Source organism: Amycolatopsis sp. CA-230715 (assembly GCF_018736145.1).
Taxonomy (GTDB): Bacteria; Actinomycetota; Actinomycetes; order Mycobacteriales; family Pseudonocardiaceae; genus Amycolatopsis.
In genome coordinates this window covers 6,989,965-7,004,299 of the sequence record NZ_CP059997.1, presented here as the reverse complement: position 1 = coordinate 7,004,299, position 14,335 = coordinate 6,989,965, and the positions used below count along the sequence as shown (strand labels likewise).

Annotated in this window: 17 protein-coding genes; 5 read left to right on the top strand and 12 right to left on the bottom strand. The window is 70.5% G+C overall.

The window, feature by feature from the left end; translation table 11 throughout:
- Positions 1–79 precede the first annotated feature (79 nt).
- The 7 genes from lgt to HUW46_RS33275 form a co-directional block, all read right to left on the bottom strand.
- On the bottom strand, positions 80–1,150 hold the full coding sequence (gene lgt / locus HUW46_RS33305) for a prolipoprotein diacylglyceryl transferase (RefSeq protein ID WP_215542715.1): 1,071 nt from the start codon (positions 1,148–1,150) through the stop codon (positions 80–82).
- Between the two features lie 70 nt (positions 1,151–1,220).
- Positions 1,221–1,868 (bottom strand): peptidoglycan recognition protein family protein, encoded by a 648-nt coding sequence (locus HUW46_RS33300; protein WP_215542714.1) that lies wholly within the window; start codon positions 1,866–1,868, stop codon positions 1,221–1,223.
- 45 nt (positions 1,869–1,913) lie between these two features.
- Positions 1,914–2,702 carry a tryptophan synthase subunit alpha gene (gene trpA, locus HUW46_RS33295; protein WP_215542713.1) on the bottom strand — a complete coding sequence of 263 codons (789 nt, stop codon included), beginning with the start codon at positions 2,700–2,702 and terminating at the stop codon, positions 1,914–1,916.
- Positions 2,699–3,943 (bottom strand): tryptophan synthase subunit beta, encoded by a 1,245-nt coding sequence (gene trpB, locus HUW46_RS33290; protein ID WP_215550260.1) that lies wholly within the window; start codon positions 3,941–3,943, stop codon positions 2,699–2,701. The genes trpA and trpB overlap by 4 nt, the downstream gene beginning before the upstream one ends.
- A complete protein-coding gene (gene trpC, locus HUW46_RS33285; protein WP_215542712.1) occupies positions 3,922–4,731 on the bottom strand; it encodes an indole-3-glycerol phosphate synthase TrpC in 810 nt (269 codons plus the stop codon). The genes trpB and trpC overlap by 22 nt, the downstream gene beginning before the upstream one ends.
- Before the next feature lie 140 nt (positions 4,732–4,871).
- Positions 4,872–5,423, bottom strand: a complete 552-nt coding sequence (locus HUW46_RS33280; protein ID WP_254125133.1) for a Trp biosynthesis-associated membrane protein — start codon at positions 5,421–5,423, stop codon at positions 4,872–4,874.
- Positions 5,416–6,978, bottom strand: coding sequence for an anthranilate synthase component I (locus HUW46_RS33275; RefSeq protein WP_215542711.1), 1,563 nt, complete (start codon positions 6,976–6,978; stop codon positions 5,416–5,418). The genes HUW46_RS33280 and HUW46_RS33275 overlap by 8 nt, the downstream gene beginning before the upstream one ends.
- 106 nt (positions 6,979–7,084) lie before the next feature.
- Between HUW46_RS33275 and HUW46_RS33270 the strand changes: the two genes are divergently transcribed.
- Positions 7,085–7,693, top strand: a complete 609-nt coding sequence (locus HUW46_RS33270; RefSeq protein ID WP_254125131.1) for a TetR/AcrR family transcriptional regulator — start codon at positions 7,085–7,087, stop codon at positions 7,691–7,693.
- Positions 7,694–8,183: 490 nt separating this feature from the next.
- Here HUW46_RS33270 and hisI read toward each other — a convergent pair whose 3' ends face one another.
- Positions 8,184–8,531 (bottom strand): phosphoribosyl-AMP cyclohydrolase, encoded by a 348-nt coding sequence (hisI, locus tag HUW46_RS33265; protein ID WP_215542709.1) that lies wholly within the window; start codon positions 8,529–8,531, stop codon positions 8,184–8,186.
- Entirely contained in the window at positions 8,528–9,298 is a 771-nt protein-coding gene (gene hisF, locus HUW46_RS33260; RefSeq protein WP_215542708.1) for an imidazole glycerol phosphate synthase subunit HisF, read from the bottom strand. The genes hisI and hisF overlap by 4 nt, the downstream gene beginning before the upstream one ends.
- A gap of 67 nt (positions 9,299–9,365) precedes the next feature.
- Between hisF and HUW46_RS33255 the strand changes: the two genes are divergently transcribed.
- Together HUW46_RS33255 and HUW46_RS33250 are read left to right on the top strand one after the other, a co-directional pair.
- Entirely contained in the window at positions 9,366–10,205 is an 840-nt protein-coding gene (locus HUW46_RS33255) for a hypothetical protein (RefSeq protein ID WP_215542707.1), read from the top strand.
- Positions 10,206–10,281: 76 nt separating this feature from the next.
- Positions 10,282–11,319 carry a hypothetical protein gene (locus tag HUW46_RS33250; RefSeq protein WP_215542706.1) on the top strand — a complete coding sequence of 346 codons (1,038 nt, stop codon included), beginning with the start codon at positions 10,282–10,284 and terminating at the stop codon, positions 11,317–11,319.
- Positions 11,320–11,364: 45 nt separating this feature from the next.
- Here the strand turns inward: HUW46_RS33250 and HUW46_RS33245 are convergent, their stop codons facing one another.
- Positions 11,365–11,799 carry a limonene-1,2-epoxide hydrolase family protein gene (locus HUW46_RS33245; RefSeq protein ID WP_215542705.1) on the bottom strand — a complete coding sequence of 145 codons (435 nt, stop codon included), beginning with the start codon at positions 11,797–11,799 and terminating at the stop codon, positions 11,365–11,367.
- A gap of 86 nt (positions 11,800–11,885) precedes the next feature.
- On the opposite strand from HUW46_RS33245, the gene HUW46_RS33240 reads away from it, so the two are divergent.
- On the top strand, positions 11,886–12,551 hold the full coding sequence (locus HUW46_RS33240; RefSeq protein ID WP_215542704.1) for an HAD family hydrolase: 666 nt from the start codon (positions 11,886–11,888) through the stop codon (positions 12,549–12,551).
- Between the two features lie 4 nt (positions 12,552–12,555).
- Positions 12,556–12,951 (top strand): PPOX class F420-dependent oxidoreductase, encoded by a 396-nt coding sequence (locus HUW46_RS33235; protein ID WP_215542703.1) that lies wholly within the window; start codon positions 12,556–12,558, stop codon positions 12,949–12,951.
- On the opposite strand, the gene priA is transcribed toward HUW46_RS33235, so the two are convergent.
- Both priA and hisH read right to left on the bottom strand, forming a co-directional pair.
- Positions 12,934–13,665, bottom strand: a complete 732-nt coding sequence (gene priA, locus HUW46_RS33230) for a bifunctional 1-(5-phosphoribosyl)-5-((5-phosphoribosylamino)methylideneamino)imidazole-4-carboxamide isomerase/phosphoribosylanthranilate isomerase PriA (RefSeq protein ID WP_215542702.1) — start codon at positions 13,663–13,665, stop codon at positions 12,934–12,936. The two genes, HUW46_RS33235 and priA, sit on opposite strands and share 18 nt — an antisense overlap.
- Before the next feature lie 33 nt (positions 13,666–13,698).
- Complete coding sequence (gene hisH / locus HUW46_RS33225) at positions 13,699–14,328, bottom strand: imidazole glycerol phosphate synthase subunit HisH (protein ID WP_254125129.1); 630 nt, start codon at positions 14,326–14,328, stop codon at positions 13,699–13,701.
- Positions 14,329–14,335: the final 7 nt, after the last annotated feature.

The following is a 14,335-nucleotide window of genomic DNA, read 5'->3' as shown; positions in this document are numbered from 1 at the left end:
CCTGAACGTCACCTTCGGGGCAGGCAGAAGGGCAGCCACCCACGCTAGGGGCATCTTTCGTGGCAGCTGGTCGGCGCGGTTACCGGGATTCTGGTTGGTTGCCGCTGTCGGCCTTCTCTTCGGCCGCGGCGGTCCCGCCCGCCCCAGCGGTCCCGCCGGTCGCGGTTCCCCCGGCGGCAGCGAGCTTTTCGTCGTCCGGTTTCTCCGCCGCACTGTCCTCTTCGGACGGTTGGCCCCCGGGTTCGTTCCGCGGATCGTCCTTGCTGCGCAACGACTCCGGTAGCTCACGAGGCCCTCGGGACTTGGCGAGCACGACGTAGACGACCGCGCCGATGAACACCAGGATCGAGACCCAGACGTTGACGCGCACCCCGAAGATGTGGTTCGCGCTGTCGGAGCGCATCATCTCGATCCACGTGCGGCCGAGCGTGTATCCGGCGACGTACAGCCCGAACACCCTGCCGTGGCCGAGCTTGAACCGGCGGTCCGCCAGCACGATCAGCCCGGCGACCGCCAGGTTCCAGAGCAGTTCGTAGAGGAACGTCGGGTGCACCGGGCTGCCCTCGAGCGGGATGTGCCCGATCGCGACGCCCGTCGGGCCCTGGTCGGGGATGCCCGGGTTGCTCGGGTCGAAGCGCTGGTAGATCTCCAGTCCCCACGGCAGATCGGTGTGCGCGCCGTAGAGCTCCTGGTTGAAGTAGTTGCCGAGCCTGCCGATCGCCTGCGCGACGACGATGCCGGGCGCGATCGCGTCGGCCATCGCGGGCAACGGGATCCCGCGGCGGCGGCAGGCCAGCCACGCGCCGACGGCACCGAGCGCGATGGCACCCCAGATGCCGAGCCCGCCTTCCCAGATCTTCAGCGCGTTGAGCGGGTTCTTGCCCTCGCCGAAGTAGAGCTGGTTGTCGGTGATGACGTGGTAGAGCCGCCCGCCGACGAGCCCGAACGGCACCGCGAACACCGCCATGTCGACGACCGCGCCCTTGGTGCCGCCGCGCGCGACCCAGCGGCGTTCGCCCCACCAGATCGCGACGATGATGCCGGCGATGATGCAAATGGCGTAGGCGCGGAGGGGAATCGGCCCGATATGCCAAACCCCATGGTCGGGGCTGGGAATGCTGGCGAGATGTGCGACCGAGGCGGAAATCACGAGGCCACCGTAACGTGTCGGTGTCTCGGCCCGGTGAGGTGCCGCCACTGAGCACGCTCAAGCAGCACGATCAGCGCAGCGCGGCGCCGACCGCCTTCCGCAGTTCCGGCAGCTTGGCGTACAGCTTTTCACCTGGGCATTCGGTGCTGTAGAAGTCCCGGTGCCCCTTGATCTCGGCGGTCGGGATGCCGTACTGGGCGCAGATGTAGGCGCACAGCGCGACGAGCGCGTCCCACTGCGCCTTCGGCGGCACGACCGAGGTGTAGGTGCCCTCGTTCTCGATGCCGATGGCGTTGTCGTTCTGGCCGGGGCAGTGCGCCGCCCTGATCACCCGCTGCCCGGAGCGCAGCGCGTCGAGGCTGCCGTGCCTGCCTTCCAGCGCGTAGCCGCCGCGGCTGACGGTGAAGTGCTGCCCGGTGTCCGACCAGCCGTTGTTGTCCATGTGATCGGCCTGGTCGTTGCGCGCCACCTCGAAGGCGTGCTCGCGCGAATAGTCGGTACTGTTCGCGCTCGCGATGTGGTGCACCAGAATCCGGTTCGCCTTGTGCCCGATGGTGACGAGCTGGTCGCTCGGAGCCCGCGCACCCCACTCCGCACAGCCGTAGACGCGAGGTGCTGCCGAAGCGGTACCGGGCAGCAGCAGACCCGCCGCTCCGGTCCCCGCGACGAGCGCCCCGAACCGGAGCAGGTTCCTGCGGTCCCACACATGATCAGCCATGCGCGCCATCGTGAGACGGCCGCGTACAGGATCCGTACAAACGCTCTACGCCGGGCTGACGGCCTTTCGGACGCCTTCGGCGAGTTCGCCGGACAGCGCGTGCACCGCGTCGGTGCCCTCAGCCGCAGCGGTCACCAGCGCGGAGCCGACGATCACCGCGTCCGCGAACGCGGCGACCTCGGCGGCCTGCTCGCCGGAGCGCACGCCGAGCCCGACGCCGATCGGCAGGTCGGTGTGCGCGCGGGTGCGCCGGACCAGTTCCTCGGCACCGGCGCCGACGGTGTCCCGCGCGCCGGTCACGCCCATCACCGCGGTCGCGTAGACGAAACCCGAGCTGGCGCGCACGGTGCGGTCGATCCGCTCCTCCGACGACGACGGCGCGACCAGGAAGATCCGGTCGAGCCCGTGCGCCCGCGAAGCCGCCATCCAGTCGTCGCCCTCGTCGGGCGTCAGGTCCGGGGTGATCATGCCGAGCCCGCCCGCCGCGGCGAGATCGCGCGCGAACGCGTCCACGCCGTAGCGGTGCACCGGGTTCCAGTACGTCATCACGACGGCGCTGCCACCCCGCGCGGAGACCGACTCGACGACCTCGAACACGTTCTTCAGCCGGAAGCCCGCGGTGAGCGCGGCGTCGGCGGCGGCCTGGATCGTCGGGCCGTCCATCACCGGGTCCGAATAGGGCACGCCGACCTCGACGAGATCCGCGCCGCCGTCGACCATCGCGGACAGCAGGTCCTTCGAGCCGTCCACGGTCGGATAGCCCGCGGGGAGGTACCCGACGAGCGCCGCGCGGCCTTCGCCCTTCGTCCGCGCGAAAACATCGCTCAGAGTCACAGCTTCTCCTCGTCGACCAGCGCGAAGTACTTGGCGGCGGTGTCCATGTCCTTGTCGCCGCGCCCGGAGAGGTTCACCAGGATCAGGCCGCCCTCGCCGAGTTCGTGGCCCAGCTTCAGCGCACCCGCGAGCGCGTGCGAGGACTCGATCGCCGGGATGATGCCCTCGGTGCGCGAAAGCAGCCGCATCGCGTCCATCGCCTCGGCGTCGGTCACCGCGCGGTACTCGGCGCGCCCGGTGTCCTTGAGCCACGAGTGCTCGGGGCCCACGCCCGGGTAGTCGAGCCCGGCGGAGATCGAGTACGCCTCGATGGTCTGGCCGTCTTCGTCCTGCAGCAGGTACGAAAGCGCGCCGTGCAGCATGCCAGGGGTGCCCTCGGTCAGCGTCGCGCCGTGCTCACCGGAGTCCAGGCCCTTGCCGCCTGGCTCCAGCCCGACCAGCCGCACGTCCGGGTCGTCGATGAACCCGTGGAAGATGCCGATCGCGTTGGACCCGCCGCCGACGCACGCGGCCACCGCGTCGGGCAGCCTACCGGTCAGATCGAGGATCTGCGCGCGCGCCTCCTCGCCGATGATCTTGTGGAAGTTCCGCACCATCACCGGGAACGGGTGCCCGCCCGCGGCGGTGCCGAGGAGGTAGTGCGTAGTGTCCACATTGGACACCCAGTCGCGGAGCGCTTCGTTGATCGCGTCCTTGAGCGTGCGCGACCCGGTCTTGACCGGGATCACCTCGGCGCCGAGCAGCTTCATCCTCGCCACGTTCAGCGCTTGCCGCTCGGTGTCGACCTCGCCCATGTAGACGACGCAGTCGAGGTCGAGCAGCGCGCACGCGGTGGCGGTGGCGACGCCGTGCTGGCCGGCGCCGGTCTCCGCGATCACCCGCTTCTTGCCCATGCGCTTGGTCAGCAGCGCCTGGCCGAGCACGTTGTTGATCTTGTGCGAGCCGGTGTGGTTCAGGTCCTCGCGCTTGAGGAAGATCCGCGCACCGCCCGCGTGCTCGGCGAACCGCGGCGCTTCGGTGAGCAGCGACGGCCTGCCCGCGTAGTCCCGCAGCAGCCGGGCGAACTCGCCGGTGAACTCCGGGTCGAGCCTGGCCTTGTCGTACTCGGCCGACAGCTCGTCCATCGCGCCGATCAGGGCCTCCGGCATGAACCGGCCGCCGAACGGGCCGAAGTGGCCGCGCTCGTCGGGGTCGTGGCCGTTCGGCTTCTTCTCGTCGGTCACCGCGAGGGCCTCGGGCAGGCCGGGTGGGACCCGGCGGTGACCAGCTTGACCAGCGCGCCCTTCGGGTCGCCCGAAGCGACGAGCCCTTCGCCGACCAGCACCGCGTCGGCGCCGTGGCCCGCGTAGGACATCAGGTCGCCCGGCCCGCGGACACCGGACTCGGCGATCTTGACCACGTCCATCGGCAGCCCGGGTGCGAGCCTGCTGAACACGTCGGTGTCCACTTCGAGCGTGTGCAGGTTCCGCGCGTTGACGCCGACGATCCTGGCGCCCGCTTCGAGCGCGCGATCGGCCTCCTCGGCGTTGTGCACCTCGACGAGCGCGGCCATCCCGAGCGACTCGACCCTGTCCAGCAGCGAAACGAGCGCGTTCTGCTCCAGCGCCGCGACGATCAGCAGCACCATGTCCGCGCCGTGCAGGCGCGCCTCGTGCACCTGGTACGGGCTGACGATGAAGTCCTTGCGCAGCAAGGGAACGTCGACCGCCGCGCGCACCGCGTCGAAATCGGCGAGCGAGCCGCCGAACCGGCGCTGCTCGGTCAGCACGCTGATCACCCGCGCGCCCGCGTCCTCGTAGTCCTTCGCCAGCGCGGCCGGATCAGGGATGTCGGCCAGTGCGCCCTTCGACGGGCTGCGGCGCTTCACTTCGGCGATCACGCCGACCGAAGAATCCCGCAGCGCGCCCATCGCGTCCCGCGGCGCCGGAGCGTCCGCGGCCTTGCGCTTCAACTCGTCGAACGGCAGCGCGGCTTCGCGCTCGGCGAGGTCCGCACGCACGCCTTCGACGATTTCCTCGAGCACGCTCACCGGGCGCCCTCGCCGGCCGAAACGCTTGAGGTGTTCACAGCTTCACTCGCAAGGTGCCTCACAAAAACCTTCCCCTTCCCGCCTGAATGATGCTAACCCGGGCAACACTCAGTAGTGGCTTCGGGTCGATACCGGAGCGATTACCGCGAAGCGGTGGGATCTTCCCCATCGGACAGTGACTCCCACAGTTCGGTGTCGGGGTCGCGCACGGTCCGTTTGGCGCCCGGCGCGGAGTAGCGCGCGCCGAGGCGTGGCATCCGGCCCGCGCCCTTGAACCCTGCCAACCCGGCGGCGACCATCAGAATTCCCCCGGCGAGCGCGAGCGCGCGCCCGGCGTAGATCTCGGCAACCGGTGCGCCATCGGGAAAACCGCCGAACCGGACGCCGTTCACCGCGGTCCAGCAGGCCGCCAGTCCCGCCACCGCGAGCACGGCGCCGAACACGCGGCGCGGCCAGCCCCCGGTGGCGATCATCGCGGCCACTCCGGCCAGCGCGAGCAGCGCCAGCGGCACCACGGCGCTCGCTTCCTCGGCGCCGGTGCGCTGGTCGAGCACGATCCCGCGGACGCCAGCGTCGCGCGCCGACGCGACCCAGACCAGCCTCGACGACCCCCACAAGGCGGCGGCGCTGAGCAGGAGCAGCAGCGAAACCAGCCACAGCGACCGGTTCCGCTTCGGCGCTTCGTCAGACACCGGTGTCGTCTCCAGCAGGCGACTCGGCCGGGGCGAGCGTCTGCGCGGCGGCCACCGCGGACAGCACCGTGCGCGCCTTGTTGAGCGATTCGGTGTCCTCGTACTCGGCCTCGGAGTCCGCGACGACGCCGCCACCGGCCTGCACGAACGCCGTGCCGTCCTTGACCAGCGCGGTGCGGATCGCGATCGCGGTGTCGGCGTCACCGGCGAAGTCGAGGTACCCGACCACGCCGCCGTAGAGCCCGCGCCTGGTCGGTTCGAGCTCCTCGATCAGCTCCATCGCGCGCACCTTCGGCGCACCGGACAGGGTGCCTGCCGGGAAGCACGCGGTGACCGCGTCGAAGGCGGTCTTGCCCTCGGCCAGCTCCCCGGTGACGGTCGACACGATGTGCATCACGTGGCTGTACCGCTCGACCTCGAAGAAGTCGACGACCCGCACCGTGCCCGGCTTGCACACGCGGCCGAGGTCGTTCCGGCCGAGGTCGACGAGCATGAGGTGCTCCGCGCGCTCCTTCTCGTCGGCGAGGAGGTCCTTCGCGAGCTGCGCGTCCTCCTCCGGGTCGAGGCCCCGCCAGCGGGTGCCCGCGATCGGGTGCGTCGTCGCGCGCCCGTCCCTGACCGTGACCAGCGATTCGGGGCTCGATCCGACGATGTCGAACCCGTCGAGCCGCAGCAGGTACATGTACGGGCTGGGGTTCGAGGTGCGCAGCACGCGGTAGATGTCGAGCGCGTCGGCCTTGTTGGGGATCTCGAAGCGCTGCGAGGGCACCACCTGGAACACCTCGCCCGCGTGGACCGCCTCGACCGCCTTCTCGACCGCGGCGCCGTACTCTTCCCTGCTCCGGCGGCGGAGGAACTCCGGTGCCGGGCGCGAGAACACCGCTGTCGTCGACGGCGCGGCGGCGCGCAGGCGCACCGTCATCTCCTCGATGCGGCGCACCGCGTCGTCGTAGGCCGCGTCGACGCGCTCCGGCGAGTCGTCCCAGTTCACCGCGTTCGCGATGAGCGTGACCGTGCCTTCGTGGTGGTCGAACGCGGCGAGATCGGTGGCGAAGAGCATGGTCAGCTCGGGGATGTCGAGATCCCGCTCGGCGAGTTCCGGCAGCCGTTCGAGCCAGCGGACCGCGTCGTAGCCGATGTAGCCCACCATTCCGCCGGTCAGCGGCGGCATACCGGGCAACGGCTCGGTGTGCAGCAGTTCGACGGTCTCCCGCAGCACCCGCAGCGGGTCGCCGCCGCGGGGAAGTCCCGCGATCGGCGTGCCTTCCCAGACGGCGGCACCATCGCGGACGGTCAGCGCGGCCGGGCTGTGCACACCGACGAACGACCAGCGCGACCACGACCCGCCGTTCTCCGCCGATTCGAACAGGAAGGTGCCGGGACGATCTTGGGCGAGCTTGCGGTAGACCGCGATCGGCGTCTCGCCATCGGCGAGGAGCCTGCGGACCACGGGGATGACGCGCCTGCCCTCGGCGAGGGCTCGGAACTCGTCTCTCGCCGGGCTCACCGGTCCGAGACCGGCGGTGCTGGCGTTCGCGGAAGGGGCACTGGCCATGCGAGCATTGTGCCCTGCCCCCTTATTCGCGCCCATACCCCGTGTTTATCGCCGAGCTAATTCATACTGTGTTGAATTATTGGGCACGGCGGGTCATGATGAGCCCGTGAGCGATGGCAACGAACCCGCCAAGCGGCGAGGACGACGCCCCGGCGGGCAGGACACCAGGACCGCCCTCGTCGAGGCCGCGCGCGCGGTGTTCCGCGAATCCGGCTACGAGGGCGCCACGGTGCGCACCATCGCGACCAGGGCGGGCGTGGACGCCGCCATGGTGAACCACTGGTTCGGCTCGAAGGAGAACCTGTTCGCCCAAGCCGTCCTGCAACTGCCGTTCGATCCGCAGGAACTGATCGCGGCCCTGCTCGCGGGCGACGTCGAGCACCTCGGCGAACGCATCGTGCGCACCTTCCTCACCCGCTGGGACGAGACCGAGGGCGGCGTCTTCCCCGCGCTCGTCCGCAGCGTCGCCGGGCACGAGCAGGCGGGCGACGTGCTGAAGGACTTCTTCCTCAAGCAGGTGTTCAGCAGGATCGTCGCGAAGCTCAACGTGGACGACAAGGAGTTCCGCGCCACCCTGTGCGCCTCGCAGCTGATCGGCATGGGCATGGTCCGCTACGTCGCCCGGTTCGAGCCGCTCGCGTCGACCGATATCGAAACCGTGGTCACCGCCGTCGCCCCGAACATGCAACGCTACATAACCGGCTCAATTTCTTAATCGGTCGTCCACCGAGGAGGGTGTCGTGGTCCCCGAAGGCCACCCTCGGGGACCCCAGCGCCACTTTCCCGGCCCTCGCAGGCGTGCGGGCCGGGCTGCACATGCCCCGAAGGCCACCTTCGGGGCGTTAGACGCCGCGATTCCACCCCTCGCACGCTCAACTGCCGCCGGGCTCCTGCCCCGAAAGTGACCTTCGGGGCGCTGGGTGCCCCGAAGGTCACTTTCGGGGCACGCGAGAGATCTCTGTAGGAGCATGAGCCTCGCCAGGCGCACCGCAACTCCACTCGCCCGCCTACCTCCCGAGTGCCGCGAGGTCCGCGCCGAAGGCGCGGCCATTGCCAACCCAGCCACCCACCGGCGAGCCAACGCACCCCGCGCGGCGGCGAGCGTTCAAGTTGGGCGCAGGGCCGCCAGGCCCTCTAAATTTGAGATGGCAGGGCGCCCAGCGCGACCAACCGGCGGATCACCTCGAGTGCCGCGCCCTGGCAGCTCAAATTTCGCCGCCCAATAAAATATCAGCGTCGAAGCAAGTGCGGGTGCCGGTGTGGCAGGCGGGGCCTTCCTGGTCGACGCGCACGAGCACGGTGTCGGCGTCGCAGTCGAGCCTGACTTCGCGCACGTGCTGCACGTTCCCCGAGGTCTCCCCCTTCACCCACAGCCGCTGCCTGCTGCGCGAGTAGTACGTGCCGCGGCGGGTGGTGAGCGTGCGGTCGAGGGCCTCGTCGTCCATCCAGGCGACCATCAGCACGTCGGAGGTGGTGTGGTCGACCACGACCGCGCAGATCAGCCCGTCGGCGTTGCGCTTGAGCCTGGCGGCGATGGCCGCGTCGAGGGTCATGTCTGGCTCCTGACCACGATTCCGCCCGCGCGAAGGGTTTCCTTCACATCGGCGATCTTCAACTGTCCGAAGTGGAACACGCTGGCGGCGAGCACCGCGTCGGCTCCGCTGTGGACGGCGGGGGCGAAGTGCTCCAGCGCGCCCGCGCCACCGCTCGCGATCACCGGCACGCGCACCGCCTTGCGCACCAGCTCGATCAGTTCGAGGTCGAACCCGGCCTTCGTGCCGTCGGCGTCCATGGAGTTGAGCAGGATCTCGCCGACGCCGAGCTCCTCGCCGCGCGCCGCCCATTCGACGGCGTCGATACCGGTGCCCTCGCGGCCGCCGTGCGTGGTCACCTCGAATCCGGACGGGGTGTCCCCGCCGCGCCTGGCGTCGACCGACAGCACGATGCACTGCGAGCCGAACCGGCGCGAGGACTCGTGGAGGAACTCCGGGCGCGTGATCGCGGCGGTGTTGATGCTCACCTTGTCGGCGCCCGCGCGCAGCAGGCGGTTCACGTCGTCGTTGGTGCGGACGCCGCCGCCGACGGTCAGCGGGATGAACACCTGCTCGGCGGTGCGGCGCACGACGTCGAACGTGGTCTCCCGGTTGCCGGAGGAGGCCGTGACGTCGAGGAAGGTCAGCTCGTCCGCGCCCTCCGCGTCGTAGGCGCGGGCGAGTTCCACCGGGTCGCCCGCGTCGACGAGATCGGTGAAGTTGACGCCCTTGACCACGCGCCCGGCGTCCACGTCAAGGCAGGGGATGACTCGTACCGCGACCGACATGGCGTCCAGTTTACGTTTCACCCGCCGCGGCCTCGCCAGGGACGATCATCGTCCTAGAGTCAGTCCCATGTGGTGGGGACTGGTGTGCGCGTTGCTGGCGGCCGTGGCGTACGGCGCCGCCTCGGTCATGCAGGCCGCCGCCGCGCGCGGCACCGAGGAATCGGCGGGCGGTGTCGACCCGAGGCTGCTGCTGCGGGTGCTCAAGCAGTGGCGCTACCTGCTCGGGCTCGGGCTCGACTTCCTCGGGTTCGTCGCGCAGCTCGCCGCGCTGCGCGTGCTGCCGCTGTTCGTCGTACAGGCCGCGCTCGCCGCGAGCCTCGCCGTGACCGCGGTCGCCGCGCTCGCGCTCGGCGTCCGGCTCAGCGGCCGCGAATGGGCGGCGGCCGCCGCGGTGTGCGTGGGGCTGGGCCTGCTCGGCACCGCCGCGGAAGGGGAAAGCTCCCAGCCCGTCGCCACCGCGTTCCACATCGCACTCCCGGTGGCCGCGGTCGTGCTGGGCGGGATCGGGATGCTGGCCGGAAAGGCGTCCCGCCGGGTGCGGACCACCGCGCTCGGGCTGATCGCCGGGCTCCTCTTCGGCCTCGTCGCGGTGTCGGGACGGGTGATCTCCAGCGCGGACGTCCCCGGCCTGCTGACCGATCCCGCGACCTACGCGGTGGTGATCGCCGGTGTGCTCGCGATGCTGTTCTACGCGACGGCCCTGCAGCGCGGGAGCGTCACCGGGGCCACCGCGATGATGGTGATCGGCGAAACCGTCGCGCCGTCGGCCATCGGCATCTTCGTGCTCGGCGACCAGACGCGGGCGGGCTTCGCCCCGGTCGCCGTCGTCGGGTTCGTGCTCGCGATCGCCGCCGCGCTCGCGCTGGCCAGGTTCGGTGAACCCGCGGCGCCGCCGGTCAAAACCTGAGCGGAGCCACCCGCCCGTTCACTAGGATCGCGATGATCCGCGGCGTCCGGCCGCGACTGGGGAAGGGTCAGAAATCGTGCGCACCAAACGAAGACTGGGCACTGTCGTCTGCGCCGCGCTCGCACTGGCCGTGGCCGTACCGGCCTCGGCGTCGGTGGCTACGGTCACCATCAAGCAGCTCCCACCGGTGCCGGGCGGCACCAGCGGCAACGGCTGGGGTGTCAACGAGCGCGGGGTGGCGGTCGGCCACTCGAACTCGGCGCATTCGCACGCGGTCCGCTGGGAAACCGACGGCAGGGTGACCGATCTCGCGCCGGTGAGCGGCGACACCGGAGCCGACGCGTACGCGATCAGCGACGCGGGCACCGTGGTGGGCGACTCCTACTACGCCAACGGGCAGCGCGCGGCGATGTGGACGCCCGCGGGCAAGGTGAAGGCGTTGGCCGCGCTCCCCGGCACCACCTACTGCGAAGCCAGGGCGATCAACGCGCGTGGCGAGATCGCCGGAAGCTGTTCGAACACCTACGCGATCTACGAAGGCCGCGCCGTGCGCTGGACACCGGACGGCGACCACGTCACCGATCTCGGCGCGTTACCGAACGGCAAGCTGAGCAACGCGAAGGGGATCGGCCCCGACGGCACCGTCGTCGGCTGGGCATCGGGCGATTCCGGGCAGCGCGCGGTGCGCTGGTCCCCCGACGGCACCATCACGCCACTCGCGAGCTACCGCGACGCCTACTACAGCGCCGCCAACGGGATCAACGCGAGCGGGGCGATCGTGGGCGAAGCCCAGGCCAGCGTCGGCAGCAGCTACGGCGTGTTCGCGGTGCGCTGGAACCCGGACGGCACGGTCACCGACCTCGGTGGGCTCAAAGGCGCGACGGAACGCCCGGACAGCGAGGCGAACGCGATCAACGCCGACGGGGTCGCCGTCGGCATGTCGCTGCGAGCCGACGGGAAGTACCAGCCGGTGCGCTGGAACCTCGACGGCACGGTCACCGATCTCGGCATCCTGCCGAGTTCCGGTCCCGGCACCATCACCTTCGCTTCGGCGATCAACCGCGCGGGCCTGATCATCGGCAGCTCGGGCGCGCGCCCGGTGAGCTGGCGCTGATACCGGCGTCCACTTCGTCCGTCCGTTTCGGACGGACGAAGTGGATCACGGCATTTTGCGGTTGAGCGAAGGAAGCGCGATGCCGAGCAGCCCGCGCACGACGCCGACGGTGATATCGGCCCAGTCGAACGAATCGCGCCACACGGCGATGCGGCCGTCGCGGACGACGAAGCGCCCGTAGACCCAGAAGCGCGCCGCGAACCGGCCGAACCGCAGCTCATCGGTCCGGTCGGTGAGCACCACGTCGCCGTCGGCCGCCACGTGGTGGTTGTGCACGCCGAAGCCCATCCTGCCCGGCCGCAGCACCGGAACGGCGAGCTTCCGGAGCCGCTCGCGGCCGTGGATCGTGGGCAGCGAAACGTTGGTGTAGGCGAGGTCCTCGGTCACGAGGTCCAGCGCGGCGTCGACGTCGTAGCGCGCCAAAGCGTTCAGGAACTCGACGACGACGGTCGCCGGTTCCGTTCTGGTCGATGCGGTCATGCCCCGATGCTGCCAGCCGCGGACATCGACGGCACGGCCGCCGAGGCGATACCGTTCACCGGCCAGCAGCAGATGGGGGAAGCATCGTGCGCGCCGAGGAACTGCTCACCGAACGCGATCACGTACTGGTCGCGCTCGACGGACCAGTCGCCGAACTCCCGAACGCGAACTCGGTGGCCAGCCGGTTGCGGGTGCTGGTGGCCGAAGGTCCGCTACCGCGGAAGGTGGCGCGGACCGAGGATCCCTTCGTGGTGCTGGCCTACGCGGCGACGATCGGCCCGACGACCGAACGAGCGGTATACGCGCAGCTGTGCCGACTCGAGGCCGAGGTAGCGAGCCTCGCGCGACCCGTCCCCGGAGTACTGGACGCCTTTTCTCGCCTGGCCTCGGCAGGAACCCACCTCACCGTGGTCAGCAGCCTGGCCGTCGAAACGGTACGAGCATTCCTGGTGCTGAACGGGCTCGCCGAGCACGTCCGCCACCTCGCGGGCCGCACCGGTTCGGACCCGGCGAAGCTCCCGCCGGTTTCGGATTTGATCACGGCGGCGATCCACGCGGACGCGGTACCGGTCGAGTCGTGCATGTTCGTCGGCAGCACGAGAGCCGATCTCGACGCCGCCCGCGCGGCCGGCGTCGGCACCGTCCGCTATCGGCCATCCCCGCCGCCCGCCACGGAGCTACCAGCTAGTCCGCCACCCGCCGCATGGCTCGAGGCGCTGACCGAGGAAAGGACGACGAACCGGCTACGGTGAGTTCATGACCTCACCCGAGTTCGACCGCCTCGCGGCGGAGAAGTACGTCATGGTCACCACGTTCCGGAAGAACGGCGATCCGGTGCCCACCCCGGTGTGGGCCGCGGGCGACGGTGGCGAACTGGTGCTGTGGACGGTGCGCGCGTCCGGCAAGGTCAAGCGGATCCGCAACAACGGCAAGGTCGACGTGCAGGCGTGCGACGTGCGCGGCAAGAACACCCACGGCGCCGTAGTACCCGGGCAGGCACGGCTGCTCAACGACGAAGACACCGCGCGCGTGCGGCAGGTGATCGCGCGCAAGTACGGGATCGTCGGCAGGGTGACGATGTTCTTCAGCGAGCTGCGCGGCCCCAAGGACCGCACCGTCGGCGTCGCGATCTCGCTAGGAAACGGCGGCTAGCGCTTCCGGGAGTGTGAAGGCTCCCGCGTAGAGCGCCTTTCCGACGATCGAGCCTTCGACGCCGTCCCGGCTCAGCGCGGCCAGCGCGCGCAGATCGTCCAAACTGGACACTCCGCCGGAGGCGATCACGGCGGCGTCGGTGCGGGCGCACACTTCGCGCAGCAGGTCCACGTTGGGCCCCTGCAGCATGCCGTCCTTGCTGACGTCGGTGACCACGTACCGCTCGGCGCCGTCGGCGTCGAGCCGGTCGAGCACCTCCCAGAAGTCGCCGCCGTCCTTCGTCCAGCCGCGGGCCGCGAGCCGGTGCCCCTGCTCGGTGATCCGCACGTCGAGGCCGATCGCCACCCTGTCCCCGTAGGACGAGATGACCTTGGCCGTCCACTCGGGATCCTCGAGCGCGGCGGTGCCGAGGTTGACGCGGCGGCACCCGGTGGCGAGCGCGGCTTCGAGCGAGGCGTCGTCGCGGATCCCGCCGGAGAGCTCCACTCCGACGTCGAGCCTGCCGACGACCTCGGCGAGCAGTTCGCGGTTGGACCCCTTGCCGAACGCGGCGTCGAGGTCGACGAGGTGGACCCACTCCGCCCCGTCGCGCTGCCACTGCAGCGCCGCCTCGAGCGGGCTGCCGTAGGAGGTCTCGGTGCCCGCCTCGCCTTGGACGAGACGCACCGCCTGGCCATCGGCCACGTCGACGGCGGGGAGCAGGGTGAAAGTCACCCGGCAACTATAAGAGCCGCGCGCCGGCGGCCGTCACAGGGTGTTGAGCCAGTTGCGCAGCAGGTGAGCGCCGGCGTCGCCGGACTTCTCGGGGTGGAACTGGGTGGCCCACAACGGCCCGTTCTCGACGGCCGCGACGAAGTCCTCGCCGTGGTTCGCCCACGTGACCAGCGGCTGCCTGCCGGAAAGCCCGGAGGTGAGTTCCCACTCGCGCGCCGCGTAGGAGTGCACGAAGTAGAACCGCTCCCCCTCGTCCAGCCCGGCGAACAGCGCGCTCCCGGCGGGCGCGCGAACGGTGTTCCAGCCCATGTGCGGCAGGATTTCCGCGTGCAGGCGCTCCACGGTGCCCGGCCATTCGCCGGTGCCCTCGGTGCGCTCGCCGTGCTCGACGCCGCGGGAGAACAGGATCTGCATGCCGACGCAGATGCCCAGCACCGGACGCCCGCCGGCCAGCCTGGTGCCGATGATCTTTTCGCCACCGGCCGCGAGCAGACCCTCCATGCACGCCGAGAAAGCGCCAACGCCCGGCACGACCAATCCGTCGGCGTTGATCGCGGCATGCGGGTCCGCGGTCACCTCGACCTCGGCACCGGCGCGCTGCACGGCCCGTTCGGCGGAGCGGAGGTTGCCGGAACCGTAGTCAAGAATCACGACGCGAGGCACGGCCGCG